Raw genomic sequence first — 25,987 nt, forward strand, 5'->3', positions numbered from 1 at the left:
GCTTTATCGAGATAACTTTTCGGCAATTTTTACTTGAAGAGCTTTAATGTCGCTAGGGCTCAATGGCTTTCGTTTAACAGCCCACATCTCTTCTGTAGCTGCCACCTCATAAATAGCGACAACAGATCCATCCTCCTGCGGCAGCTCTTGCCTTAAATAAATAATTTTTCGTCGCGCTAGATAAAGTGCCAATATGAATGCTTCTGCCCATTCTTCTTCAGAAGGAGATTGTAATAAGTTTTTCAATAAATAAAAGGCTTTTTCATCACGTGTTTTAAAAGATATTTCTTCCTTTTCTTTTTTTGAAACGACCTTAGCTTTCCAAGCCGTTTTAGCCCTTGTGCTAAAATCTTCTTTAGCAAATTTTTCCCAACAAGCTAAGCAAAAGTCTTTCCTCTGGTATCCTTCTTCTTGAAAAAGCAAGATCGAATAAAACTCCATCCCTGGAATCAAAGGTTCGTTGCCATGCATACAATGCGCGGCACGTTTGGGAATCTCTATTTTCAACATATTTTTCTCCCTAGGACACTACAAAGTCTCTAAATGGCGGATCATTGCCTCGCCTAAAGCAAACTCAGATTTTTCGCCTATTCCTCTTTTAAAAGAAAATTGATCAATAATTTTATTAGCTAAAATTTTACCCAATTGCACTCCCTCCTGATCAAAGGAATTAATCCCCCAGATAAATCCTTCAAAGGCCACTTTATGCTCGAAGTAGGCAAGTAATGAGCCTAAAATGTGGGGTGTTAACTGACGGGCTAAAAGAATATGAGAAGGCCTATTGCCAAAAAAGCTTTTATTTATATTGTCAGGATTTTTTTGGCCGGCTGCTAAAGCTATGGCTTGCGCAAAAAGATTAGCTAGCAGCTTCTCTTGAGAATAAGTGCCTTTATATAAAAAATCTTTTTTATGCTGAGATTCTTTAAAACCAATAAATTCCACAGGAATGGGAGCTGTTCCTTGATGAATAAGCTGAAAAAACGAATGTTGGGCATTGGTACCTGGCTCCCCCCATATGATAGGCCCTGTCTGAAAGTTAACTTGATTTCCTCTTCGATCGGTATGTTTCCCGTTAGATTCCATGTCAAGCTGTTGAATATGAGCAGGAAAACGTGATAAAGCTTGAGAGTAAGGAATAAGCGCCACGGTAGGATGCCCTAAAAAATTTCGATTCCAAATGCCTAATAAGGCTCCTAATAAAGGCAGATTATGCTTGATACTTGGATTTAAAGCCACCTTATCCATCGCGTTGGCGCCTCTGAGTAGCTCCCAAAACACTTCAAATCCAAAGGCAAAAGAAAGCATTACTCCCCCTACCATTGAGGTAGTAGAATAACGTCCTCCAATCCAATCCCAAATGTAAAAGCTTTCTAGGTATTGCTGGGGGTTATCCATAGGACTGCCACGACCTGTGACAGCTATAAAATGATTACGAGGATGAAGGGAAGCTTTTTGGAAGTGTGAGCGAACGATTTCTTCATTCGTTAATGTTTCAAGGGTGGTCCCAGATTTTGACACGCAAACCACTAACGTAGTAGACAAATCTACATTTTTAAGAACCATGGCTGCATCATCAGGATCTACATTAGAAATAAAATGCACTTTTCGGCCCTTTTTTTGCAAAGGCTGCAAAGCTATATAATGAGCTTTAGGTCCTAAATCCGAACCTCCAATACCAATCATGATTAAATCTGTAAAGCGCTGGTCTTTATCAATTTTATTGATAAAATGCTGCAGCTTATCGATCTCTTTTTTAGCCTCTTTTGTTGCTTCGCAGGCCTCTTTCGCTTGATTAGGAGCCTCAAAAAAATCTCTTACCGCGGTATGCAAAACCTTTCTATTTTCACTTGGAAAACCTTCGATTTTATTAACAACTTCACCCGCCTGCATCTTTTTCATTTCTTGTAGTACGCCTGCTTCGCGTGATAGCTCCACCAAAGCCTGCATAACCTCTTCTGTCACCTGCTCTGTACCATACAAAAATTTTATACCACAAGCTTCAGCACTAAGCTGCTGCAAACGAGCTGGAGTTAAGAGATGGGGATCCGTTAAGTCGCAAGGATGCTTGGCCAGTTCCTTTAACGTGGCAGTAGCAAGAAAGCGATCAAATGATCGACTGTTCACACAACATTTTTCTACCATAGACATAAAAAACCTCATCTGAATAGGATAGCCTTGTTATAACCGATGAACAATAAATGATGAAGGGCAAACTTAAGATTTATCAACAAAATTTTATTACATTTTTGTCCCTTGAAAAGGAAAACTCAAATTCTAAGCTTTTCCCTTATCCAAAACCTTAATATAAAAGGATGTTAGGCTGTCTTACTGGCCATCTTTATTATTCATCATGCTAAAAAATCCTTTTTCACTTTTTACATAAGGGATTTCTTTTGCTAACCCTAGGGAAGGGCCCACAGTAATGACTGTCCCCCCGGCAGCACAAAAGCCTTGCAGGTTGCGCTTACCTTGCCTTGTTAAGCTGGGGGAAATGACGACTAAATAGTCTAGCCCTTCCCATTCATGAAGAAGATAATTTTCAGGGATAATATTAAAAGCAACTTCTTTCTTTAATAAATCGTGTAAGATGTCTTCTAGCTCTTGATAAGTTTGTTGATCTATCCACTGATAGGGAGGAAGGCAAACACCTACCGGTGCAGGCTTAAAATTAAATAAGTGGGGAAGCTTACTATTTTCAATGATCAGATGTAATCTACTCCATCGTTCTCGATGGGTAAGCTGAACTTCTAAACTTAAACTTAAAGATAGATCTTTATCCAAAGTCACAAAGATAGGCATTTCCTCAGGCATTCGATTGGCTAAAAGTGTTAAATATTCTGCTCCCACCTCGCGTGCAAATAATGCTTGAGAGGTAGAAAAGGGTAATTGATCATTCTCATTACCCCTCGTAGTTTTCCACTCTCTATAATTAGATTGCAGCTCATCATCCCAGCTCATTTGAGATTTAAAGTTTACGGGCCCTCGGTAAATGTTTACCCCCAAGGTTTGAGCTTTAAATTTATTCCATAAATTATCCCGAAAGTGCTCAAGAGAAAGAAGCAGAGATAAAAACTGGGTTTGATTAGATAAGGGAAACTCTAAACGATCAAATAAACCTAAGTCTAGGTCCCAAAAAAGTAGAAAGCCTTCTTTCGAATAATTTTCTGCCACCTTTTCTATTTTTTTCCAATCAAGGCTTGCCGTCACTTTACCATCTAATTTAAGTGAAATAACATTATAGCCAGCAGGAATTTCTTCATCCTCCGCTTGCCATTCATAAAGATTAGGATTAAAAATTTTTCCTTGGTAATAAAAGTAAGGTTTATCCCAAACTAGCCTTTCTGTATCTTCAGAAATATCCTCGGTATTCATTTCTTGATAAACCTATGATAGCGAATCATTTTACCTTTTGAACGCCAAAGTTCCTCAAAATAAGAAGTGCCATAATCGACTTCTTCTGTAGAAAAGTAGGGAGAGGGATAGTAAGATTTAAAATCTGAGGCTGACAAGAAAACTTGAATCGCCTCTTGCGAGTAGCTTATATCATCCGTAACAAAAGTGAGAGCTTTATCTGTTTGCATCACCCGAGCTAATTCATGGACAAATTGAGGCTGTATTAAACGATGCTTAGCATGTCGCAATTTAGGCCAAGGATCCGGAAAGTTGATGAACACGTTAGCAATACTAGCTGAAGGAAAATAATTGCTAGTGGCCATTAACCCTTCTCCACAAACTACAATCAGATTTTTGAGTGAGCAATTTTTAATTTTAGACCAGATTTTTCGCACACGGGTAAATTTTCTTTCAATGGCTACCCAATTAAGATGAGGATGAGCCCCTGCTTGTGCTACTATCCAAGCTCCATTTCCACTGCAATATTCTAAATTGACGGGTTGCTCATTACCAAACAGCAAAGGATGAGACCACCCAGGAAACTCAAAATGATTTTGAGCAAGATGCCTATCGGGTAAGTACCAAACGCCATCATGGATGGTAACCTTTCTATCATTTTTAGGAAAGGGTGGTATCAAATCAGCAGGTTTCATAATTCCCATATTTTTTGAAACAAGTTAATATAATCTGTCATCAAAGTATGCAGCCAGGGTTACATCATTTCAAGCTGCGTAAATAGAAAACGGCTTTAAGTCAATCGATCCTTCATCTATAATGCTTAAGAGGGAAAAAGAAAGCCTTTTTAAATTTTACTTAAAATAAGATATATCAAATCTGCCAAAAAGTCTACTGCTTATCTGTGTGGATTAAGGAACTCTATGATCGGTCGAAATAATGAATGTTGGTGTAAAAGTGGTAAAAAATGGAAAAAATGCCATTTTCCTCATCTCGATCCTAAGTTAAAAGAAACCGAACATTCCCAGTTTTTAAAGAAAGAATATTTGAAAAGGTACAATATTATCCTTAAAAACGAGCAGGAAATTAAGGGAATACGTAAAGCATGTCATCTAGCTTCCTATATTCTAGAAGAAACCTGTAAAAGAGCTAAAGCGGGCATTACCACCCTGGAAATCAATGATTTTGCGCATCAGTTGCATTTAGAGATGGGGGCCATCCCTGCCCCTCTTCACTATGGACATCCACCTTTTCCTAAAAGTATTTGTACTTCTCTTAATGAGGTCATTTGTCATGGAATTCCTAATAAAATCCCTTTAATAGAGGGAGATATATTAAATATTGACGTCACCTGCATTTTTGAAGGCTACTATGGCGACTGCAGCAAGATGGTTAGCATAGGTAAAATCTCAGAAGAAAAACAGTTAGTCATGGAAGTAGCGTATGAATGTTTAAAACGCTCTCTTGCTATTTGTAAACCTGGGGTGGAAATCAAAGAAATTGGTAATGTAATAGAAGCTTATGCGCGCTCACATCACTGTTCTGTTGTCCATCAGTTTGTAGGACATGGGGTAGGAATAAACTTTCATGAAAATCCCCAAATTCCTCATGCCTATAATGGAAGCCAGATCCCTTTGGCACCGGGGATGATATTTACCATCGAGCCTATGATTAATGCAGGGGTTCAAGAGGCGATAATCGACCCAGAAGATGAGTGGACAGCTCGCACTAAAGATGGTAAAGCGAGTGCTCAATTTGAGCACACTTTACTTATTACTCATGAAGGGCATGAAATTTTAACTAACTGGCAAAGGTAACTGTTTTTAATTTCCCCCTAACACTCCCTTCTCATTTATATACCTAATCTCGTTTGCATTCATTGCAAGTCAGCAGTAAGAGCAAGTAGAGCTGTTTTTAACTTTTTCTATAAGCACAAAAAAATTTATAAGCTAAGCTTAGTAATAATCTCGTTTAAACTCTCTACCTCTAGATAATAATTTTTTTCTAAACTATCCAATTGGTTTTGCATTTTAATGATATGTTGCGTTAAGTGTTGCGCATAAGGGTCTACATTAAACTGCTCTTTTTCTTGAATAAGCAGTTGTAATTGAGAAATTTTTTCTTCGGCATAAAAAAGCTTTTGCCTGGTGTGCTCTAAAACAGTAGATTTATCATTAAATTGCTCTTTCAGCTGTAAGTACATTCCCTCGGCACGACGTCTTAAAGCATACTCCTCATGAGGAGTGGGTGTAGACTGAAGAATAAGCTTTTGTTCTTTATCTTTACTGGCATGCTGCTTAGCATCTTCCTCTGCCTTTTCTATCGCCAGGCGGACTGCCTCCAGCTCCTGCATGTTTTCCTTTAAAGCTTCTTCTAACCGCACTTTTTCCTGCTCAAGACCCTTAAACTGTTGGACCTCATCTTGAAGCTTTGTAAGAGCAGCTTTTAAGCTTATCTTTTCCTGGTGCAAGTCTTCTATTTGGTTGGCCCATTTTTCTTGTAGATCTTGATAGGCTATTTTCTCTTCCTGAAGCTGAGTTAGTTCTTTTCCATGCGTTTGTAAATCTTCTAAAGCACTCTGTAGGCTAAATTGTATATTAAATATCTCTTGATCTTTGGTGTTAATCAGCTCGCTAAGATTTTGAGTTTCACTCTTATGGTAAAGAATACAATCTTTAAGCTCATTTTGCGCTTGCTGCAGCTGCTTTTTTACTTCAAGAGAAGCTTTTTTTTCTTCTTCCAGTTCCTCACAAGCTTCCTTTTCATTAAAACTTTTAAGCTCTAGCTCTTTTTGTAGGAAGTGCACTGTATCCTTAGAACGCTCAATTTCTTGCTTGGCAAGTTCTATCTCTTGAGTAGCTTGTTCAGATCGCTTTTCTAGCCTGGAGCTTTTCTCTTCAAAATCTTTTAGTGTCTGAGAAAGAGCTTCAACCTGCTCTTCAAAATGTTGAATTTCTAGCTGATGTTGGCTTTTTAACTTTTCTATATTTTCTGCAGAATGACTATCGAGGATGCCCGCACCCTTTTCCAGCTCTTCATGGGCTTCTTGAAGTTGATCTTTTATATAGAGAATTTCTTTACGTTTTTCCAAAAGCTCATCTAGCATACGCTCATTTCTAACCGCTTGATTATTCAGCTCTGCAGTGAGTAAATGCACCTCTTTCTTAAAAGCTTGAGCCTCTTGCTTAGAATTTGTTAACTCCTCAGTAAGCATTTCTAATTGTTTATTTGCGCTTTGCATGTCCGCTTGGTATTGCAGTCTAAGCTTTTCTAAGGGGGGTTCATCCTGCATAAGCTTGAGTGCTTCTGTTCGTTTAGCTAGCTCTTTATTAACTTCAACAAGTTGATCGCTAAGCTGCAGCACTTCCCCACGCTTGTCCAGCAGCTCTTGTAATAGCTGCTCCTCTTTAAAAGATCTTATTTCAAGTTCATGTTTAATAGCTTGGGCATCAACCTTATATTTTTCACTTTCTAGCTTAACCTGCTCAATCTCCGCTTGAGAGCTTTTTAAAAGAGCGTCTAGATGATTATTTTTCTGCTGAGAGTGGTAGAGTTCTTGAGAGATTTTCTCTATCTTTTCTTGAGCATTTTCTTTTACATGCTGGCTTTCTAACGTCCCCTTTTCAAGCTTAAAGACGCCTTCTTCTGTAGCAGAATAGGGAGATTGAATCCCTTGTATAAGAACTAAAGCAGTATCATAGCTGTAGCTGGTGATAAAAAAAGTAAGTAAAATGGAAAGAGTAATCCCTCCATACCACACCGGAGAATTAATTATTATCGGATGATAGAAAGAGAGCAAAAATGCTAATGAAAAACCAGCTAAAAGGAGACCGCCTCTTTTTAAATACCAGCAAACAGGTAACCCTAAAAGAAGAGTAAAGGCTAACAAGGGTGTGAGTGGAGTGGGCCGTAAGAGCATGATGAAAAGGGTAGCTAGGGCTAAGAGTGGACCTACCACGCTCCATAGAAAAAACTGACGTTCACGCGTTAAGTTCATTACTATTACAAAAATGCTCTAAAGTCTATTAATAGGGTCAACCTTATAACAAACTCATCAAAATGTAAAGTAGTAAGTGTGAGAGACTGCTTAATAATATTAAAAGGGAGCTTGGCTGCTGTAACCTGAATTTAATCAGTAAAGGCAATAGAGAGACCAGATATTTCTATTGGCGATGAAAAATTCTGCAGACTTAAATTAGAACTCTGATTGTAGAATATTAAACAAGGATATTACTTTTCCTTTCACTAAAAAGAGCCCTCACTCCATAAAAATATATGCTACAGGATAAAAAAATGCTTTTAGGTACGCTTATTCCTTCCAATCATTTGTTCAAAAATAAAGGTGGGTCCGCCTACATTTCCTGCGCAATAAATATTTTCTTCTAATTAAGCAAGATAAAAGGTCAAGGTTAATTTTATTAGTCTCTATTCCTTAGAATTAACGACCCCTGCTTTTTTCTTAGGAAAGAAGCCTTTTTAAGTAAGGCTTAATTCTTCATAAGAAAGCTTCTTCTTCTTTTTCATCGATAAAGGATTGAGCTCCTTGTAATAGATAAGCAACTAGGGAAGCGTCCCCTTCATAAGTCATCTGCACCTGCATGTTACCATCTTCAACAGGCTTATCGCAAGTGATAAGAACATAACAAGCATGATTTTTAGCTAACGTATCGTATAATTGCTTTTGCTTATTAGACTTCATCTACTCTCCTTAGCATTTGCCTCCACCTCTGATTACTTTTTGGCTTAAAGCCTCTTTATAGATTCTATTTATCAATTAAAAGCTCACTCTACCATTTATGCTTTTAACCTAATATTTGTCACATTATACGATGGGAGTAATTATGAAAAGTTAATTTGATAAGATTTTTTATTGAATGTGTAAGCTAATGTAAATAGGCACTCTACAAAAAAGTTTTTCTAAATTAGTGGGTCCTTTACCCTTTAAGTAGAGAAAAAAAGTCAAAAAAAAACCTCCTCTAAAGCTGAAGTGAAAAAAAATCTAAGCTTATTTTTATCTTCTTGCTTGGCATTTGCCTCAAAGAAAAGATAAACACCTACTATTCTTTTATTTAGTAAAATAGTCGTAGAAGGAGTCTGCCCTCATGCCTGGCCATTCATAATTTTTTTCATTTAAATCACCGATAGGGCTATCTATCGCTCTTCCATATAGTAATCTGGCCTGCGTCTTCGGACCATAACAATCTTCTTTTATTTGACTCTCCTGCTCACCAACATTCTGTTCCTCTCCTGCCTCTAAAGGCATATATCCTATCACCACTATTCCCATTAAAAAAGCTAATCTATACATTTTTTCTCCTTTGCCACCATAAATAGTATTATTTATTTTTTGAATAATTTTTCAATCTTTTAATCACTTAAAGAGGATAAAGAAGCTGAAAGCACCAGGATATTTCTCTCTTTTAACATTTTTTAGTCGGCCAGGTGTCATCATGGATAGGGATAGCTAATTTTAGACTTTAAGGCAGAAATAGTTAATATTTAAAAAAGATCTTTTCAAAAGTAGCTGACCTACCTATACTACAAGATGAATAGATGTAAATTTTTTAACTTTCACCTGATTATCCATCTTTAAATTGCTCAATCAAAATGCTTATGGAAATTGTTGTTGGCTACATTGAGAGAATTACCTTTCAAAATGCAGAGACAGGCTATACGGTTGCACAGCTAAAAACAGCTCAATTAAAAGAGCTTGTATGTGTGGTCGGAGTCATGCCTACTGCTCTTCCTGGAGTTACGGCGCGCTGTAAAGGACATTGGAAGCAACATTTGGTCCACGGCCGGCAATTCATCTGTCAAGAATATCAAGTAGAAGCCCCTGCTGATCTTTTAGGAATCAAGAAATACTTAGGCTCAGGGCTGATCAAAGGAATTGGCCCTAAATATGCTGAGCGCATTGTGGAAAAATTTGGGATAGAAACCCTCAATGTAATTGATCAAGCTTCTCATAAATTATTAGAAATTGAAGGGCTAGGAGAAAAAAGAATTGAAAAAATTAGATCCTGCTGGGATGAGCAAAAATCTGTGCGAGAGGTCATGATATTTCTGCAGTCTAAAGGTGTAAGTCCTGTCTATGCTCAAAAAATCTATAAAAATTATGGTAATCATAGCATTGAGAAAGTTCAGCAAAACCCTTACATTCTTGCCCAAGAAATTACAGGCATTGGATTCAAAACAGCGGATGCTATTGCCAAAAAAATGGGAATGGAACACGATGCCCCTTCAAGAATTGATGCAGGCATTGAATTTATCTTATCCGAATTGGCTAAGGATGGACATGTCTGTTTTCCTTTAGAAGAGTTTGTTGCCGAAGCTTCAGAAAAGCTGGAGGTGGAGAGCCTCAAAGTGAATGCCCGTATTTCCTCTTTAAAAGATGAACGGCGCATCGAACTATTCGATCTGGTTAACAACCAAAAGATTCAAACTTTTATCTGGAATATGTCCTTGTTTGTAGCAGAATCGGGCATTGCCCGTGAAATTAAACGGTTAAATAGCTGTGCATGTAATTTAAGGGCTGTGGATATTCCAAAAGCTCTTGAGTGGGTTCAGTTAAAGTTAAATATTAAATTAGCTAATAACCAAAGCATTGCTATAAAAAATAGCCTTTATCAAAAACTTCATATTATCACAGGCGGCCCCGGTACGGGGAAAAGTACCATCACGAATGCTATTTTAGCTATTACAGAAAAATTGAGTGGTAAGATTCTCTTGATGGCGCCTACTGGGCGTGCCGCTAAGCGTATGAGTGAAATTACAGGTAAAAAAGCCTCCACTATTCATAGTATATTGGAATACAATTTTAAAAATGGGGGTTTTAAACGTAATCGCGAAAATCCTTTGGATTGTGATTTACTGATAGTGGATGAAGCCAGTATGATTGATACCTTTCTTATGTATAGCTTATTAAAAGCTATTCCCAATACATGCAGACTTATCTTTGTGGGAGACATTAATCAGCTACCAAGTGTAGGCCCTGGCAATGTCTTAAGCGATATGATTAACTCACAGACAATCTCAGTCACCCTGCTAACAGAAATTTATCGTCAAGCGGCAGGCTCGCGTATTATTACTAATGCTCATAAAATTAATAGTGGGGTCTTTCCAGATATTCATAACCATAGTGAAAGCGATTTTTTCTTCCTTGAAGCTGTAACTCCTGAAGAAGTATTAAAAAACATTATCGCTCTTATTGCCCAAAGGCTTCCCCAAAGGTATGGCTACGATCCTCTCCATGATATCCAAGTGTTGACACCCATGCGTAAAGGAATCATTGGTGCCGACAACTTAAACACTGTTTTACAAGAGACTCTTAATAAAAACAGCAATCCCTTATTTAGAGCAGGGAGAAAGTTATTAGTCGGAGATAAAGTTATGCAAATCCGCAATAATTATAAAAAAGAGGTTTATAATGGAGAAATAGGAGTAATCAAAGAGATAGACATTATTGAACAACAAGTTCTTATACAAATAGAAGATCGTAACATTATTTATGAATTTACTGATCTTGATGAAATTGTCCTTGCCTATGCTGTTTCCGTGCATAAATATCAAGGTAGTCAATGTCCTTGTATTATTATGCCTGTGCATACTACCCATTTTGCTTTGTTATATCGCAACTTACTCTACACGGGGGTAACACGTGGGCAAAAGCATGTAATCCTTGTCGGAAGCAAAAAAGCGATTGCTATCGCTATTAAAAATGATGAAGTAAAAAAACGTCATACCGGACTCTATCATGCTCTTATAGGAATTAATAATATTAGCGTAAGCATGCCGTAATGAGAAAAAGCAAAACCCCTTTATTTTCTGAGAAATTTCTCATCCAGTCTGCCTTAATGCTTATCTCTAGCCTACTTTTAATTGGTACAGCTTTATTCCACGATGCTTTATGGATAAAACCTACTCCTGTAGCAGGAGAAACACCTAAGTTTTTCTCCAATCAAACAGGTGATCAGCTGGAAAACGCTTACATTTCGGCTATAAGCAATGCTAAAAAATCTGTTCTCCTCCTTATTTTTTCTATGACGAGTGAGGAAGTCATCGACGCCCTACGCCAAAAAAGCCAAGAGGGTGTGCCTGTCAAAGTTATCTGTGATGCCAAAGCGTGCCCCTATATTAGCAAAAAATTGGGCCCTCAGGTGGAGCTCATTCGTCGTTTAGGTAAGGGGCTTATGCATATAAAGATCTTAGTGATTGATGATATAGAATGTTGGATTGGCTCTGCCAACTTCACCAGCGAATCTTTAAATATGCATGGTAACCTTGTCGTAGCCTTAAAAAACGAAGCTCTTGCTGCTACTATTAAAGAAAAGGCTTCTACTTTGCATGAGTATGATAGAAAGGGCGAGGTCACTCACCACACCTACTTGGCTGGTGACCAAGAGTTACAAATCTCTTTTCTTCCTGATGATAAAAAAGCAAGCGTGCGTATTAAGCAACTGATTCGAGAAGCTAAAAAAAGTATACGCATCGCTATGTTTACATGGACCCGCTTTGATATGGCTAAGGAAGTGGTGGAAGCCCAAAAGCGAGGTGTTAATGTAGAAGTAGTGTTGGACAGAAGTTCCTCTAACGGGGCTAGCGCTAAAATAGCAGAAATGCTTAAAAGCCACCGTGTTAAATTATTTTACAGTGCAGGTACAGCATTACTTCACCATAAATTCATGTGGCTAGATGATCATACGTTAGAAGTAGGTTCTGCCAATTGGACTAAAGCTGCTTTCACACAAAATGACGATTGTTTTTTAGTTCTCCATCCTTTAACTCATGAGCAACGCCAGCATATGCAAAACTTATGGCAAGCCATTAAAGCAGACTCCATTCGTTAATAAGCTAACCGCATGGCCTTAACTTGGCTTCAATTCTTTAAAACGCTTCCTTCACTTATCAGGGGCATAAAAATAAACCAGCTAAAAAATTACAGAAAAATGGTTTAAATTTATTTACATTTTTTGTATCTATTGTTAGCTCAATCTAGGAATTTATCATGAAAATTGCGCTTATTGGATATGGTAAAATGGGACATCTGATCGAAGAGATCGCCTTACAGCAAGGACATACCATTATAGCTATACTCCCCTCTAGCGAGGCTGTCTCTTCTCTTAAAGAAAATTTAATTCAGCAAGCCGATATTTGCATAGATTTTAGTGCTCCTCAAGCCGTTTTAAGCAATCTTCAAAGGCTTGCTCCATTTAAGAAAAATATAGTCATGGGAACAACAGGCTGGGAGGAACATTTTGATGAAGTGAAAAAACTTATTCATGAACACCAAATAGGTTTTCTATTTTCTCCTAATTTCTCTATTGGAGTCCATCTTTTTAAAAATATTGTGGAAGCTGCTGCCCAATTAATGAATGAATTTGAGGATTACGATGTGGCTGGGCAAGAACTTCACCACTATCAAAAGAAAGATAGCCCTTCAGGAACAGCTAAAAGCTTGGTTTCCATATTGCTTGAAAAAATTCAGCGTAAAAAAAACCCTCTTTATGATAGGGTTGATCGTCCTATAGCCCCTCATGAACTTAATTTCTCAAGCGTGCGCTGCGGCTCTATACCTGGCACCCACACGATAATCTTTGACTCCCCTGCTGATACTCTTACAATTACCCATCAGGCAAGGAACAGAGAAGGCTTTGCGCGCGGGGCCTTGGCAGCAGCCGAGTGGTTAATAGGAAAAAAAGGAATTTTTACTCTAGAGGATATGATTAGCTCCTCAAAAAACATTTCCAACACCTGCCATTTACCAGGAAATAATTATAATGAAACCTAAAATTTGCGGTGCCTATACCGTGCTTATTACCCCCTTTGATAAAGAAGGACAATTAGATGAAGAAGGCTTAAGAAAAAACATTCGTTTTCAGCTATCTTATCACATTCAAGGATTAGTGGTCTTAGGTACAACAGGTGAAGCCCCTACCTTAAGTCAAAAAGAAAAAGAGAAAATTATTAATATCGCCCGAGAGGAAACAGAAGGTAAGTGCCTTCTTATGGTTGGTACTGGTAGCTATGCTACCCATGCGACTATCGAAAACACTTTAGCCGCCCAAGATGCTAGCGCTGATGCTGCGTTGGTGGTTACGCCTTACTATAACAAGCCCACTCAGGAAGGATTATATCAACATTTCTCTACTCTTGCTAAAGCGGTCAAGCTACCCCTTGTCATTTACAATATTCCCGGTAGGACGGGTCAAAACCTGCAGATCGAGACATTAAAACGTTTAGCTGTCATAGAAAATATAGTAGGAGTAAAAGAAGCCTCTGGAAATATTTTACAGATGATGGATGTAATTGAAAGTATAAGACTTATTAGATCTGACTTTAGCATTATGTCCGGCGATGATGCTTTAACTTATCCTTTGATGGCTCTAGGGGGACATGGCATCTATTCTGTTTTAAGCAATTTACTTCCTCAAGAGGTTAAAAAATTATGCGATCTAATGGTAGAAGGAGATTATCCTACCGCGCGTGCTTTGCATTATGAATTGCTTCCTTATATGAAAAGTATGTTTATCGAAACCAATCCTATTCCAGTGAAAACAGCAATGAATCTAACAGGCCATGCCGCAGGCCCTTGTAGGCTACCTTTATGTGCGATGAGCGACGAAAATCTAGAGAAATTAAAAAAGTGTCTAAAAGTTTTATAGCTAGGAAAACGGTAAACAAGATAGATCGTTAATGAGGTGCTATAATAAGTTTATATTTTTTTACAAGTTAAGGCCTAACCTTTATTTAAAGTATAGAATTGGATTTATTCATTCATTCATAGCATCTAAGAAGAAGGGAAGCCTGGCAGATAACTGACTTATCTCCTCAGCAAGATTGCTTATTGGGTTATTTTCTAAGGCAAGCATTTGCAGCATAGATAACTCTCCTAGGCAGGAAGGGAATGAGCTAAGCTGATTATGCTCTAAAATAAGCTCTTGCAAATTAGATAATCTTCCTATCTCGCTAGGAACAGAAGTAAGCAGATTGTTGCTTATGTAAAGCTTTTGGAGTGCAGAGAGTTGTCCTATTTCACTAGGCAGAGCAGTAAGCTGATTATGCTCTAAAATAAGCTCTTGCAAATTAGATAATCTTCCTATCTCGCTAGGAATAGAACTAAGCAAGTTATTGCTTATGTAAAGCTTTTGGAGTGCAGTAAGTTGCCCTATTTCACTAGGCAGAGATGCAAGTTGGTTATCTTCTAGGATAAGCTCTTGCAGTCGGGACATCTGCCCTGTTTCAGCAGGAAGATGGGTAAGTCGATTGTGATTTAAGGTAAGTACTTTGAGCTTAGCTAGTTTTCCTATCTCGACAGGGAGATGAATGAGTTGATTATGATCTAAAGTAAGTTCTTCCAGCTGAAATATCCGATCTATCTCATCAAAAAGAGAAGTAAGTTGATTATACTCTAAGGTAAGTTTTTGCAAGTAAAAAAGCCATTGCATAGCAGCAGGGAGATGGGTAAGTTGATTATGATCTAAGGTGAGAACTTGCAAATTAAATAGTTTTCCTATTTGTTCGGGAAGAGAGGTAAGTTGATTATATTCTAAAGCGAGATCTTCTAAGTGAAATAAATTCTCTATTTCACAGGGAAGAGTTGTTAATAGATTATAATCTAAGTTGAGAACTTGCAAATTAAACAGTTTTCCTATTTGTTCGGGAAGAGAGGCAAGTTGATTATGATCTATATTAAGCTTTTGCAACTCAGATAAAAGCCCTATTTCGCTAGGAAGTGTGATTAATAAATTGTTGCTTAGGTTAAACTTTCGTAGTTTAGAGAGCTGCCCTATCTCAGCAGGAAGAGAACTAAGTTGGTTATGCTCTAAAATAAGCACTTGCAATTGAAATAGACCTCCTATTTCTTTAGGAAGGCAAGTAAGTAAGTTACTGCTTGCATAAAGTCTTTGTAGTTCAGCTAGCTGGCCTATCTCAGCACAAAGAGAGCTAAGCTGGTTATGCTCTAAAACAAGCTCCTGCAATTGAAATAGATGTCCTATTTCTTTAGGAAGGCAAGTAAGTAGATTATTGCTTGCATAAAGTCTTTGTAGTTCAGTTAGCTGGCCTATCTCAGCAGGAAGCGAGCTAAGTTGGTTATGGTCTAAAACAAGTTCTTGCAGTTGGGATAAGCCTCCTATTTCTTTAGGAAGGAAAGTAAGTAAGTTGCCACTTGCATAGAGTTTTTGTAGTTGAGACAACTGGCCTATCTCAGCAGGGAGAGAGTTAAGTTGGTTATGGTCTAAAACAAGCTCTTGCAGCTGGGATAAGCCTCTTATTTCCTTAGGAAGAGAAGTAAGGAGATTATTACTTACGTAAAGCTTCTCTAAGTTCAATAATTGCCCTATCACAGGAGGAAGAGAGTTTAGCTGGTTATGTCTTAAAACAAGTCCTTGCAGTTGGGATAAATCTCCTATCTCTTGAGGAAGGGAGGTAAGTAGATTATTATCTACAAAAAGATTTTCTAGCTCCAACAATCCGCCTATCCCGGTAGGGAGAGAGCTAAGTTGGTTGTGTTCTAGATTAAGGTATTTCAGCTTGTGCAGCTGATTTATTTCTTCGGGAAGAATGGTAAGCTGATTGTGTTCTAAAGCAAGCACTTTAAGCTGGCTTAGCTGGCCTATCTCAGCAGGAAGAATAGTAAGCTGATTGTATTCTACAGTAAAGCCTTGTAGCCGAGATAGCTGACCTATCTCAGCAGGAAGAGAAATGAGTTGGTTGTGCTCTAGATAAAGACCATCTAGTTGGGACAATTGTCCTATTTCAATAGGAAGAGTGGTTAATTGGTTATGATCCAAGTAAAGAATTTCTAAGAGAGATAACTTTCCTATCTCATTAGGAAGGGCTGTGAGCTGATTGTGATTTAAATATAGCTTCTGCAGCTTGAATAGCTGGCCTATCTCTGGCGGAAGAATAGTCAAATTGTTTTTGGTTAAAGAAAGTGTTTGTAGGCAAGACAATAATCCTATCTCGGATGGCAAATAAGTCAAACCGATTTTTTTTAGGTTTAAATCTACGATATTTGCACCATATCTTTCCAGCCAAGGCCTAAGAAGAGCTCCTTTTTTTTCTACGGTCAAGTGTATGATTTTTTCATCCTCTAAATATTCTTTTCCACCCTCCAAAGCTTTCCATAATAAAAGGCGATTAATATTGACTAGGTAAGAGTAATAGTTAGCTAATGTCAAGTACCTCTTTTCCTCAGTCTTCCATTTAAATTCTGAAGGAGAAAAAGATTTAGCTAATTTAAAAAGACGTCTGAAAATTTTATTTATCTTTTTTATATATGAAAGCTGAGCATCTATTTGATAGATTTTATCTATAATGAGTGCTTGCCCGGTAACATTTCCTTTAGGAAAATGCACACGACCTATCTTTTTGTAAAGGTTTACCATTACTTCATTCGATAGAATATGTTGCCATCCCGCGCAAACGCTGAGCAAAGACGGGTGGGCACAACACTCCAAGATAGGCGTTAGAACTTCATTAGGTAATAGCTCAATGGTCATAGAAGAAGTAAAAAGATGCATGTGGTTATCTCCTTAATTTTTTGGTCAAGACCCCTGCAAGATAAACTCAGCATAGGGTGAAAAGATAAAACTAGCAAGAAAATCTTTGCTACAAATCGTTAACACTGAGGCGTGAAGATATGAATATTGCCAGAGAGGCTATATAACCCTCTATCAGACAAAGTTGATGATGAGTTCGTTTCCCGCTTAATCCTGCCTAGCGATTATTAAGTAGGCCTTTAATGAAATACTTAAAAGGCCCTCCAGGTACATCCTCTTAATTCTAGATATCACTTAAATAGGCTATTGAGAAATTCACTCATCTACAATTTTTTAGATAAAATCTTTAGGCTTAATTTTTAAAGGAATAAGGTTTCGTTGGCTACTTTATCATAACCACATTCTATTCTATGTGAGGGAGAAAGCTTAAAAGGAAAAGTTAATTTCAAATTCAGATTTCGAAATATTTTATCAGCATAAGCAAACAATCATTTGGCTTTTTTAATCTCTTCGAGTAGATCGTAAAACATTTTCTCCGTCAATGTACCTGTATTGACATTGCGCGGCGTAGGATGATAACTACAGTAAAGCTTAAGGCCATTTTCCAGCCTATAAGAAGCGCCGTGCTTAAATTTTATTCCTTTTGTCGATAAACCTTTCTTTTTTAATGCTAATAAAAAGGCATCGAAAGCTAATTTTCCCAGCACTAGGATTACACGTAATTTAAAGAGCATTTCTATTTCTTGCATATAATAGGGATGGCAATTCACACATTCTTGACGAGTAGGCTTATGCTTAGGAGGAAAACATTTGACCGCTGCCGTTAGATAACAATCCTTTAATATTAAGCCGTCATCTAAAGACTCGGATATAGGTTGATTTGCCCACCCCTGCGCATGAAGCGCTTTGACTAAAAAACGTGCAGTTGCGTCGCCTGTAAAAACGCGTCCCGTCCTATTTCCTCCGTCTCCCGCAGGGGCAAGCCCCGTGATCAATAACCAGGCTTGCTGATCACCAAAGCCTGGCAAAGGCCTTCTCCAATATTTTTGATGCTGATAGAGAGGCCTAGCAGGTATAGTTTCGCGATGAGCTACAAGGCGCGGGCACTTTCGGCAATTGATGACCGTTGCTTGAAAATCTTTCCACATCGATAAATTATTTGTTTTAGTAGCCATACCCCAACTTCTCCTTCCCCTTATTTATTATCGCTAAAATTATTAAAGAGTTATCAAGTTTCAAACGGCGCTTAACCCTATAATTTTTTTTTATAATACTGTAATCCATCCTCTTAAACATTAAAAACTTAGATAACAGCCTTTCTTTTAGCTAGCCGGCTCCTACATCACATTCATTTTCAGGAATTTTTTATGCTATGTGCCATACATTTCTGACAGCATATACAGGACTAGCCTAGTTAATGAACCAATTTTATAGTTAATGTCAAGCGACATGACAAATTGACCCCCTGGCGACATGAACTTTTGACCCCCACCTCTGGCCGGCGACACCAACAATTGACCCCCAGCCATAGCAAAATTTGACCCCTCCTCCACTAAAATTGGAGAATGTAAAAACTATGCAAGAATACAATTGTTCCCCGGATAATTTAAATCCTCAAGGGGAACTTATGAAACAACAAGAAGATGTGGAGTGTATGCTAACTTTGCATACACTGGGATGGGGTCACAAACGTATTGCTAAGGAACTTGGTATCAGTAAAAACACTGTGAAAAAATACCTGAAACAAAAAGGCTGGGTTCCTTATAAAAGTCCAAAACGAAAAAAAGTTACCTCTGGACTTGAAGATCGAATAAAGGAATACTTTTTTATTCATAGAGGAAATGCAGACGTAGTTCGGCAAGAACTTCTAAAAAACCATTCTCGCTATATTTCTCTTCGCACTATTGAACGAGCGGTAAAACCTTTTAGAGATGAGCTACAGGTAAAAGCTCAAGCCACCCTGAGATTTGAAACACCACCAGGAAAACAACTACAAATTGATTTTGGTTCCACTCGCCTATACATTCAAGATAAACTCACTCAAGTCTTCTTGTTTGTTGCCACCCTTGGTTTTTCAAGAAGAATTTACGTTAAGCCTTTTTTACATGAACAACAATCGTCTTGGTTTAAAGGAATAGAGGAAGCCTTTTTCTATTTTGGCGGTACTACCGAAGAGGTGCTTGTAGATAATGCTAAAAGTTTAATAACTAAACATTATGCGCTTACTAGAGAAGTCCAATTTAATGAGCGTTTTACTGCTTTTGCAAATTACTGGAGATTTTGTCCTAAAGCCTGCGCTCCTTATCGTGCCAGAACAAAGGGTAAGGATGAGAGAGCTATAGGGTATGTTAAACGCAATGCTATCGCAGGGCACAAGTTCGCTAGCTGGGAATCTCTCGAAAGTCATTTAGAGCATTGGATGCACAATATTTCTGATCAAAGGCTCCACGGTACTACGCGTAAAATACCATTGGAAGTATTTGAAGAGATGGAAAAAGATGCTCTTCGCCCTTTAAAGGGAAAACCACCCTTCCTGCAGATTCGAGAACTTGACCGAATCGTTCATAAGGATGCTTGTGTGGAGATCGATACGAATAGATATAGTGTTCCTTGGAAGATAATTAAGGAACGGGTCTTTGTTCAGCTAATAGAAAATGAGGTTCGCATCTTCTATAAGCAAACTGAAATTGCTCGTCATGTAGAATGCAAAGGAAAATATCAAAATATTCTTAATCCCGAACATCTTAAAGGAATTGTAGGAACCTTTCGGCCAAAAGAGCATGAAGAGATTAAGTGTGTAGAAAATTTAAATTTTATGGATGCGGAGTTATCTAGACCTCTTGCGGACTACGAAAGGTTAGTAGGAGGTAGCTGGTCATGATAATAGAACAAAACAGGCTTGATTCCATGCTGACTCGGCTAAAGCTTTTAGCGATCAGAGATAGCTTAGATTATTTGCTCGATCAAGCTATTGAGCAAAAATTGACACTCAGAGAAAGTTTACAATTGCTTGTTGAACATGAATTATCCTGTAAAGAGGAACAACGGATTAAAATAGCGATAAAGATTGCAAAATTTCCATGTGTTAGGACATTAGAGAATTTTGAATTTGAGAGCCAGCCAACCCTGGATAGTAGGCAAATCAAAGAACTTTCTGCTTGCCGTTGGATTGCCCATGGGGAAGCCGTGTTATTTTTGGGGCCTCCAGGTGTGGGGAAAACCCATCTTGCTATTGCATTAGGCAGAGAGGCTATTCTTAAGGGTTATTCAACATTATTCATTTCAGCAACGGCTCTTCTTACTCGGCTTTCGAATGCTCATAAAAAAGGGCAATTAGAAGAAGAATTATGTCAGGTAAGTAAGCCTAAGCTCTTAATTGTTGATGAACTTGGCTATTTGCCTTTTGAAACCGATGCAGCTCATTTGTTTTTTCAGCTTGTTTCCAGACGTTATGAAAAAGGCAGCATGCTCATCACAAGCAATCGATCAGTAGGAGAATGGGGCACAGTTTTTGGAGATAGTGTAATAGCAACAGCAATATTAGATCGTCTTCTTCATCACAGTCAGGTGATTACCATTCGTGGAGAAAGTTATAGACTGCGCGAAAAAATGCGTTCGGGACTTGTAAAACGTGGCGAGCCAACGAACGAGAAAAAATAAAACTAGGACGAAGGGGCAAATTTTGCTATGGCTGGGGGTCAATTGTTGGTGTCGCCGGCCAGAGGTGGGGGTCAAAAGTTCATGTCGCCAGGGGGTCAATTTATCATGTCGCTTGACAGTTAAAAAGTATTTTATTGTTTAGGCTACTTTTTTAGAAATTTTTTTTGTTTTTTAAGATCCTGAAACGATCTTTTGTCTTAGATACAACTGAGAGCTTTCGGTAGGGGTTATAACACTCCTTCCCTTGATAAGGTTTAATGAAGTATTTTAAATTTAAACCTAAGCCCAGCTAAAAGGCAGAACTTTTGTTACATTTCCCTTTTATCATTTGCAACTACCCCATAACATTTTTTTAATTACTTACTAGTTACCCAGCCTCTATCAGAATATAAAATAATATTTTATCATCAATTTGCTAAGAATTCATTATAAAAATCTCTTGACGGCGAATCTTAAATGGATAAAAATGTAGTAAAAAGTCAACATTTACCATCATTACTATCCATGAATGCAAAACAGAAAGCCCTTGATCTTTTTAAGAAAAACCACGGACTGCTTAGGACTGCAGAAGCGATCCACTTAGACATTCATCCTCGAACATTATATCAAATGCGAGATGAAGGGCTTTTAGAACAATTAGCTAAGGGAGTCTATCGTTTAACAGAGATACCTGATTTTTCTGAGCCTGACTTGGTACTGGTATCTAAGAAAATCCCCCAAGGTATTATTTGCCTGATTTCAGCTTTGGCCTACCATGAAATTACTACCCAGATCCCCCACTTTGTCTACGTTGCCCTCCCCCCTAAGTCTAGAAAGTCCCGTTTGGACTATCCCCCCATTCGTTACTTTTACTATTCGGAGAAAGCCTATAGTCAAGGCCTTGAAACAACACTGATAGGAGGATACCCAATCAAAATTTATAATATTGAAAAGACCTTGGCTGACTGTATTAAATTTCGTAATAAAATTGGCACAGGGGTGGTTATTGAAGCCTTAAAAATGTACTGGCAACGTAAGAATACCCAAATCGATAGATTATATGAATATGCAAAGTTAAACCGCGTGGAAAAAATTCTTCATCCCATGATGGAAACCATAGTAAGTCAATAGAAATGGAAAAGCTTAAGAAAAACCTAGATGAATCTATCTATAGCCGTCTAAAGAATGTGGCTAAGCAAAGAAAAAGACCGGTTCAAGAAATTCAAAAATATTATGCAATTGAACGCTTTTTATTTCGTTTAAGTGTCTCGTCTCATCAAAATTCTTTTTATTTGAAAGGAGGTTTGATGTTGATGGTTTGGAATCCTATGAACCATCAACCGACGGTAGACATTGATCTGCTTGCTAAAACCTCTAATACAATTTCCCATTTACAAAAGATCATCCATGAGATTTGTTCTACTGAAGTAATTCCTGATGGCCTGTTATTTGCTGTAGAGTCGTTAAGATTATCGGAAGCCCAGTTAGAGGCAGAATATCATGGAATAAGTGCTTCATTTTCAGCTAAGCTATTTACAGCAAAGCTTCCCATGCGGATAGATTTTGGATTTAGTGATACTATCTTGCCTCAACCTACTATCGTAAAATATCCTACCCTTTTGGATTTACCTGCACCAACACTGAAAGGCTATACCCCGCAAACCTCAATTGCCGAAAAGTTTGAATCCATCATTCGCTTAGGATTTGCTAATACCCGCATGAAAGACTTTTATGACATCTGGCTATTGATTCAACAATTCGATTTCGATCGCGACGAACTGCAGGTCATCATCCAGCAAATTATCAAGAATCGTGGCACGATTGTTAAAAGCTCTCCTATAGCATTTGAGGAAGCCTTTTATAATCATTCACTAAAGCAAGCTCAATGGAAAGCCTTTCTGAGAGATATTTCTCATGAAGTTATACCTTTAGAACAAGTAATGCTTGATTTAAGAAATTTTTTCAGCAACCTTATTTTTTTGGAATAAATATTTTATAAATTCACAAGACATGCAGTTGAGTTAATGTGTTAAATCCCTTCTTAGTAACCTTCAGAGATCGCCTTTAGACCTTAGTTTTTTTATAGACCGCATATTGAAGTAAAACCTTATGAAGAGCATCCTAAGCATGTTTTTTCGACTCTATTTGCATTTGAAACGTGAGGCGCAGAATTTGACAATGAATATTTTTTGTTCAATAGTAATGTAATTAGTTACTTAGCTTAAAGGCAGTCATTTTATATTCTCTTCTGTTTTTTACTTTGATGAAATATAATATGCCATTTTAGTTTCTCATGCGTTTCAATTATGCTATTGATTAACATTTGTACAAACGTGAATGGTGCTGATAGACGTTAAGGGGTAAGAATATGAATACTAGGAAAACTTTTTCTCAAGCCTGGATTGACCTAAAAGCAATCGTCAATCATGTAGCATTTTTTCCTTATCGCTATATTTTAACTTATAAGGGTAAAGATTTGGCCGCCATAGTGCCTATCGAAGATTTAGAAATGCTAGAGGCCCTAGAAGATGAGCGTGATATCGAGGTAGCACAACGTGTAGACGAAGATATTAAAAAGCATGGCACCGTTAAATGGAAAGATGTTAGAAGAGATTTCGGGCTGTGATTTCCGAGATTAAATTAAGTTGTACCATGCTTAAATATATTTAATAGACAAGGCTAACTTGAGGTTGGGGATAAATATTAAAAGGTTGAGGTCTGCAAGATTATAGCCGAGCTTCCTATACATCGCTCAGCTACAAACTAGCAGACCAATTAAAACATCCGACTAGGTTAAATTTTGTAGTTACCTCAAAAAAGCATCAAGGCCACACTTGAGAGTGACATAGTATCTACTTATTATTAGGATTTATTTAAGCCCACATAACTTTATTCCAGGAAGTGCCCCCAAAAATTTTTCTAAAAATAGAGGGTCTACTCCTAAAGTAATTATAATCTCAGGTCTTTCTTTCATGGCATAAGAATGCTTATAATCTGATCTGTCAAGAGTTTCTTTAAGAAGGTTTATTTTACTTTGCTTGTCTTCATCATTAAGAAACTCTTTTTCTGCCTTAGCAATAACTTCTTCATATGAAAGTATGTTATAACTCTTAATAATATATTTTATAGATCCCTCAAAATCATTTCCGAAATTTAAGACTTTTTGTGATCTTTTTTCAAACTTTTCCATTATTTCAGGGACTGCCTCTATTAAATCTGGGGCCTTGAAAGTTATGTATTCATCCTGTGAGTGCCGCTCCCTCCATTTCAAAAAGCTTTTTGTATTTATAAAAATTACTGTTGGCTTTTTATCGACAAAACAGTTAATTTTAGTAGCAAAGCCTAATTTTTCTAAAACACATCCAATTATATTGAATCTATAATAATTCACTCCTGCTCTATGGGTCTTGGGATTAATATCATTTATCTTATTAAATCCATTGAAAAAACAGCGCCCATTATTAAAATTCACGTTAATATTAACACTCATCCGCTACCTCGAATTTTTATGAGTTCTAATTTAGGTTAACTTAAATTGGCACAAACATTCTTCGCACTTAATATATTCCTTTTATTAATATAGCGTAAGAAAGGCCATTATTGAATGAGTTAGCCCAAGCAATTACTTCTAGAAGGATTAAAGGAAAACGCACTCATTCACATACTTGACAATCACCAATTTATATAGTGAGATCCAACAAGGCTGTTAGCTATTACCTCAACATCCTCTTCTAGCAAATTTAATGAGCTGACTCATTCTTTATTTTTAGAGCAAGCCTTAGTAATAATTTTTTCCATCCTCATTTCCTTAAATTTTTTATAATTTTTATGCATGTAAGTTAATATAAGCTCTCGCTGTCTTTCGGAAAAAGTAGTTTTTCTCTTCATCTCATATTTAGCGAGACGTAAAATTATTTTGGGAGAAAATTTGCTTTCAAATGAATTCTCAATCTCCATTAAGCGATTGACTTCCCCAAAGCGATTATCATAGGAATATTTAACACTTAAAACATCATGTTGAGCGAAAATAAGGCAATAATAGGCGCTTAAGTTTTGTGCGCAACTGATCTTATATTCAAGAGTTTTGTTTTCCTGGGAAAATTTACCGTTTTTTTCGAAGGAATTAAGATAATATGCTTCTAAGTAATTTACTTTATTATCTAAATCCTTTTCAATTCTTTTTATGTTTCGTATATTATCTACTCTTATCCTCACTTCTTCATCAGCACGTTTTATCATCTTTTTGCGTATCTCAGAAAATGGGGAAAATGGAAGAAGATTTAATAGGAAAGGGCCTAAATATGCATCTCTATTAAACCTATAATCTAAATCACTTGTAAATTCTTCTGTTTCGATTGCTCGCTGATTAGATTTTTTTATCCTTTTTTCTCTACCTGCTTGAGCCAATTGTGCTATTCTCACTTCTAAGGGAAGTTTAATTTCATTTAGCTTTTGGCACTTCTCATATCCCACTGCTTTAATTTGCTGAGGGGTAGCTTGGAGAGCTTTAACTTTGTGTTCCCCAACTCCTTCGTAATTGTAGCATATCCCGTATTCATCTGTGATACCTGCAAATAGGATTCCAATAACTTTTTTCGAAATTCTATTGAACACAGGAGATCCTGAATTTCCTTTAAAGGCAGATAAATCAGTTTCGAAATAATGAGTTTTTACACCTTCAACTTTTGCTGTAGTAGCTAATTTAGCTGGAAGGCCATAAGGGTGGCCGATAATATAAACATTATCGCCCTTCGTTAGAGAAGAAAAATCAAGCTCTAAAGGTTTGATTCCTTCAAGAGATTTATCTAATTTAATGCATGCCCAGTCACTCACTTCTTCTCCTCGAGCATATTTATAAGAAGATATTTTTTTTATTTTATAAATGTCTTTTTCTTCATATTCGGTTTTAATTTGGCCATCATCATTTATTCTAAAGTTAAAAATGAACCTAATTTTTTCTATACGAGCCTCATCCAAGCTAGCGGAGTTTAGCTTGCAAACACAATGAGCTGCTGTATAGACTACATTTTTACTAACTGCGAAAGCTGTACCAAAGCCAACGGCAAGTTCATCTACAAATTTTTCATCCGCTGCTAAAGGATAACCATATTGCCATTTTATGCGATTATTAAGAGTCGGAGCATTTAACCGATAAACTCTAGTTATGGGGTCAATTTCAAACTGATCTATACCAATCATGCATGCAACGCTTTTTGTTTGCTCAGGGACAATAGCTTTCAAATCATCATATCTTTCAGATAATTCAATATCAAGATGGTGGATATTAATACGATCGTCATAATTTTTATACAAAATTTTTTCATTGCTACTAAGTCTCATTCTATTTTCTAAGTGCATAGTTACCTTCCTTGTTATACTAATTTTCAATCAATTTAAAAACCAAATATGGTTCATAAGATAAAAATTCAACCATAAACAATTGCGAGAAAATTAATTATCAATAGTTAACACACAAAAAAAAACAATTATTTTTTAAC

Annotated in this window: 22 protein-coding genes; 10 read left to right on the plus strand and 12 right to left on the minus strand. The window is 37.2% G+C overall.

All coding sequences use genetic code 11. The features are described from left to right. Positions 1-3: 3 nt before the first annotated feature. The 4 genes from TY21_RS05145 to TY21_RS05160 all read right to left on the minus strand — a co-directional run bounded on the left by TY21_RS05145 (position 4) and on the right by TY21_RS05160 (position 4,046). Positions 4-510, minus strand: coding sequence for a hypothetical protein (locus tag TY21_RS05145; RefSeq protein ID WP_042243662.1), 507 nt, complete (start codon positions 508-510; stop codon positions 4-6). An 18-nt stretch (positions 511-528) separates the two neighbouring features. Beyond that, positions 529-2,142 carry a glucose-6-phosphate isomerase gene (locus TY21_RS05150; protein WP_174232789.1) on the minus strand — a complete coding sequence of 538 codons (1,614 nt, stop codon included), beginning with the start codon at positions 2,140-2,142 and terminating at the stop codon, positions 529-531. Between the two features lie 183 nt (positions 2,143-2,325). Then, entirely contained in the window at positions 2,326-3,372 is a 1,047-nt protein-coding gene (locus TY21_RS05155) for a hypothetical protein (protein ID WP_042243655.1), read from the minus strand. Next, complete coding sequence (locus TY21_RS05160; RefSeq protein ID WP_042243653.1) at positions 3,369-4,046, minus strand: tRNA (guanine(46)-N(7))-methyltransferase TrmB; 678 nt, start codon at positions 4,044-4,046, stop codon at positions 3,369-3,371. Before TY21_RS05160 ends, TY21_RS05155 begins: the two co-directional genes overlap by 4 nt. Before the next feature lie 228 nt (positions 4,047-4,274). Between TY21_RS05160 and TY21_RS05165 the strand changes: the two genes are divergently transcribed. Further along, positions 4,275-5,165, plus strand: coding sequence for a methionyl aminopeptidase (locus TY21_RS05165; RefSeq protein ID WP_042243693.1), 891 nt, complete (start codon positions 4,275-4,277; stop codon positions 5,163-5,165). 125 nt (positions 5,166-5,290) lie between these two features. On the opposite strand, the gene TY21_RS05170 is transcribed toward TY21_RS05165, so the two are convergent. The 3 genes from TY21_RS05170 to TY21_RS05180 all read right to left on the minus strand — a co-directional run bounded on the left by TY21_RS05170 (position 5,291) and on the right by TY21_RS05180 (position 8,656). Continuing rightward, positions 5,291-7,345 carry a hypothetical protein gene (locus TY21_RS05170; protein ID WP_042243651.1) on the minus strand — a complete coding sequence of 685 codons (2,055 nt, stop codon included), beginning with the start codon at positions 7,343-7,345 and terminating at the stop codon, positions 5,291-5,293. Positions 7,346-7,843: 498 nt separating this feature from the next. Continuing rightward, positions 7,844-8,047 (minus strand): hypothetical protein, encoded by a 204-nt coding sequence (locus TY21_RS05175; RefSeq protein WP_039384164.1) that lies wholly within the window; start codon positions 8,045-8,047, stop codon positions 7,844-7,846. 366 nt (positions 8,048-8,413) lie between these two features. Beyond that, on the minus strand, positions 8,414-8,656 hold the full coding sequence (locus TY21_RS05180; RefSeq protein ID WP_042243647.1) for a hypothetical protein: 243 nt from the start codon (positions 8,654-8,656) through the stop codon (positions 8,414-8,416). Positions 8,657-8,961: 305 nt separating this feature from the next. Here TY21_RS05180 and TY21_RS05185 point away from each other — a divergent pair, with 305 nt between their 5' ends. The 4 genes from TY21_RS05185 (at position 8,962) to dapA (ending at position 14,009) form a co-directional block, all read left to right on the plus strand. Further along, complete coding sequence (locus TY21_RS05185; RefSeq protein ID WP_042243690.1) at positions 8,962-11,145, plus strand: ATP-dependent RecD-like DNA helicase; 2,184 nt, start codon at positions 8,962-8,964, stop codon at positions 11,143-11,145. After that, entirely contained in the window at positions 11,145-12,194 is a 1,050-nt protein-coding gene (locus TY21_RS05190) for a phosphatidylserine/phosphatidylglycerophosphate/cardiolipin synthase family protein (protein WP_052354642.1), read from the plus strand. The genes TY21_RS05185 and TY21_RS05190 overlap by 1 nt, the downstream gene beginning before the upstream one ends. Before the next feature lie 158 nt (positions 12,195-12,352). After that, positions 12,353-13,135 carry a 4-hydroxy-tetrahydrodipicolinate reductase gene (gene dapB, locus TY21_RS05195; protein WP_042243644.1) on the plus strand — a complete coding sequence of 261 codons (783 nt, stop codon included), beginning with the start codon at positions 12,353-12,355 and terminating at the stop codon, positions 13,133-13,135. Continuing rightward, a complete protein-coding gene (gene dapA / locus TY21_RS05200; protein WP_042243642.1) occupies positions 13,125-14,009 on the plus strand; it encodes a 4-hydroxy-tetrahydrodipicolinate synthase in 885 nt (294 codons plus the stop codon). Before dapB ends, dapA begins: the two co-directional genes overlap by 11 nt. 108 nt (positions 14,010-14,117) lie before the next feature. On the opposite strand, the gene TY21_RS05205 is transcribed toward dapA, so the two are convergent. From TY21_RS05205 to TY21_RS11460, 3 genes are all read right to left on the minus strand, one after another. Then, complete coding sequence (locus TY21_RS05205; protein ID WP_052354641.1) at positions 14,118-16,871, minus strand: leucine-rich repeat domain-containing protein; 2,754 nt, start codon at positions 16,869-16,871, stop codon at positions 14,118-14,120. Between the two features lie 467 nt (positions 16,872-17,338). Then, positions 17,339-18,025, minus strand: a complete 687-nt coding sequence (locus TY21_RS05210) for a uracil-DNA glycosylase (protein ID WP_232044331.1) — start codon at positions 18,023-18,025, stop codon at positions 17,339-17,341. Positions 18,026-18,220: 195 nt separating this feature from the next. Then, on the minus strand, positions 18,221-18,379 hold the full coding sequence (locus TY21_RS11460; protein WP_232044332.1) for a hypothetical protein: 159 nt from the start codon (positions 18,377-18,379) through the stop codon (positions 18,221-18,223). 98 nt (positions 18,380-18,477) lie between these two features. On the opposite strand from TY21_RS11460, the gene istA reads away from it, so the two are divergent. The 5 genes from istA (at position 18,478) to TY21_RS05235 (ending at position 23,115) form a co-directional block, all read left to right on the plus strand. Then, positions 18,478-19,731, plus strand: coding sequence for an IS21 family transposase (istA, locus tag TY21_RS05215; protein WP_197725038.1), 1,254 nt, complete (start codon positions 18,478-18,480; stop codon positions 19,729-19,731). Continuing rightward, on the plus strand, positions 19,728-20,510 hold the full coding sequence (gene istB, locus TY21_RS05220; RefSeq protein WP_174232790.1) for an IS21-like element helper ATPase IstB: 783 nt from the start codon (positions 19,728-19,730) through the stop codon (positions 20,508-20,510). The genes istA and istB overlap by 4 nt, the downstream gene beginning before the upstream one ends. A gap of 456 nt (positions 20,511-20,966) precedes the next feature. Continuing rightward, entirely contained in the window at positions 20,967-21,620 is a 654-nt protein-coding gene (locus tag TY21_RS05225) for a type IV toxin-antitoxin system AbiEi family antitoxin domain-containing protein (RefSeq protein ID WP_130589564.1), read from the plus strand. 2 nt (positions 21,621-21,622) lie between these two features. Further along, a complete protein-coding gene (locus tag TY21_RS05230; protein WP_042238911.1) occupies positions 21,623-22,477 on the plus strand; it encodes a nucleotidyl transferase AbiEii/AbiGii toxin family protein in 855 nt (284 codons plus the stop codon). 380 nt (positions 22,478-22,857) lie between these two features. Next, entirely contained in the window at positions 22,858-23,115 is a 258-nt protein-coding gene (locus tag TY21_RS05235) for a hypothetical protein (RefSeq protein ID WP_042238909.1), read from the plus strand. A 243-nt stretch (positions 23,116-23,358) separates the two neighbouring features. On the opposite strand, the gene TY21_RS05240 is transcribed toward TY21_RS05235, so the two are convergent. Next, complete coding sequence (locus TY21_RS05240) at positions 23,359-23,979, minus strand: hypothetical protein (RefSeq protein ID WP_042238906.1); 621 nt, start codon at positions 23,977-23,979, stop codon at positions 23,359-23,361. 263 nt (positions 23,980-24,242) lie between these two features. After that, positions 24,243-25,847 carry a serine protease gene (locus tag TY21_RS05245; RefSeq protein WP_042238904.1) on the minus strand — a complete coding sequence of 535 codons (1,605 nt, stop codon included), beginning with the start codon at positions 25,845-25,847 and terminating at the stop codon, positions 24,243-24,245. Positions 25,848-25,987: the final 140 nt, after the last annotated feature.

It is taken from the genome of Neochlamydia sp. S13 (assembly GCF_000648235.2).
Classification (GTDB): domain Bacteria; phylum Chlamydiota; class Chlamydiia; order Chlamydiales; family Parachlamydiaceae; genus Neochlamydia.

Excerpts from the sequence above, each read along its gene's own strand:
- dapB (WP_042243644.1), top strand. The coding sequence starts at position 12,353 with ATGAAAATTGCGCTTATTGGATATGGTAAAATGGGACATCTGATCGAA.
- TY21_RS05210 (WP_232044331.1), bottom strand. The coding sequence starts at position 18,025 with ATGGCTACTAAAACAAATAATTTATCGATGTGGAAAGATTTTCAAGCA.
- TY21_RS05150 (WP_174232789.1), bottom strand. The coding sequence starts at position 2,142 with ATGGTAGAAAAATGTTGTGTGAACAGTCGATCATTTGATCGCTTTCTT.
- TY21_RS05145 (WP_042243662.1), bottom strand. The coding sequence starts at position 510 with ATGTTGAAAATAGAGATTCCCAAACGTGCCGCGCATTGTATGCATGGC.
- istB (WP_174232790.1), top strand. The coding sequence starts at position 19,728 with ATGATAATAGAACAAAACAGGCTTGATTCCATGCTGACTCGGCTAAAG.
- TY21_RS11460 (WP_232044332.1), bottom strand. The coding sequence starts at position 18,379 with ATGGCTGGGGGTCAATTGTTGGTGTCGCCGGCCAGAGGTGGGGGTCAA.
- TY21_RS05175 (WP_039384164.1), bottom strand. The coding sequence starts at position 8,047 with ATGAAGTCTAATAAGCAAAAGCAATTATACGATACGTTAGCTAAAAAT.
- TY21_RS05185 (WP_042243690.1), top strand. The coding sequence starts at position 8,962 with ATGGAAATTGTTGTTGGCTACATTGAGAGAATTACCTTTCAAAATGCA.
- TY21_RS05225 (WP_130589564.1), top strand. The coding sequence starts at position 20,967 with ATGGATAAAAATGTAGTAAAAAGTCAACATTTACCATCATTACTATCC.
- TY21_RS05245 (WP_042238904.1), bottom strand. The coding sequence starts at position 25,847 with ATGCACTTAGAAAATAGAATGAGACTTAGTAGCAATGAAAAAATTTTG.
- istA (WP_197725038.1), top strand. The coding sequence starts at position 18,478 with ATGAAACAACAAGAAGATGTGGAGTGTATGCTAACTTTGCATACACTG.
- TY21_RS05230 (WP_042238911.1), top strand. The coding sequence starts at position 21,623 with ATGGAAAAGCTTAAGAAAAACCTAGATGAATCTATCTATAGCCGTCTA.
- TY21_RS05155 (WP_042243655.1), bottom strand. The coding sequence starts at position 3,372 with ATGAATACCGAGGATATTTCTGAAGATACAGAAAGGCTAGTTTGGGAT.
- TY21_RS05240 (WP_042238906.1), bottom strand. The coding sequence starts at position 23,979 with ATGAGTGTTAATATTAACGTGAATTTTAATAATGGGCGCTGTTTTTTC.
- dapA (WP_042243642.1), top strand. The coding sequence starts at position 13,125 with ATGAAACCTAAAATTTGCGGTGCCTATACCGTGCTTATTACCCCCTTT.
- TY21_RS05190 (WP_052354642.1), top strand. The coding sequence starts at position 11,145 with ATGAGAAAAAGCAAAACCCCTTTATTTTCTGAGAAATTTCTCATCCAG.
- TY21_RS05160 (WP_042243653.1), bottom strand. The coding sequence starts at position 4,046 with ATGAAACCTGCTGATTTGATACCACCCTTTCCTAAAAATGATAGAAAG.
- TY21_RS05235 (WP_042238909.1), top strand. The coding sequence starts at position 22,858 with ATGAATACTAGGAAAACTTTTTCTCAAGCCTGGATTGACCTAAAAGCA.
- TY21_RS05205 (WP_052354641.1), bottom strand. The coding sequence starts at position 16,871 with ATGCATCTTTTTACTTCTTCTATGACCATTGAGCTATTACCTAATGAA.
- TY21_RS05170 (WP_042243651.1), bottom strand. The coding sequence starts at position 7,345 with ATGAACTTAACGCGTGAACGTCAGTTTTTTCTATGGAGCGTGGTAGGT.
- TY21_RS05180 (WP_042243647.1), bottom strand. The coding sequence starts at position 8,656 with ATGTATAGATTAGCTTTTTTAATGGGAATAGTGGTGATAGGATATATG.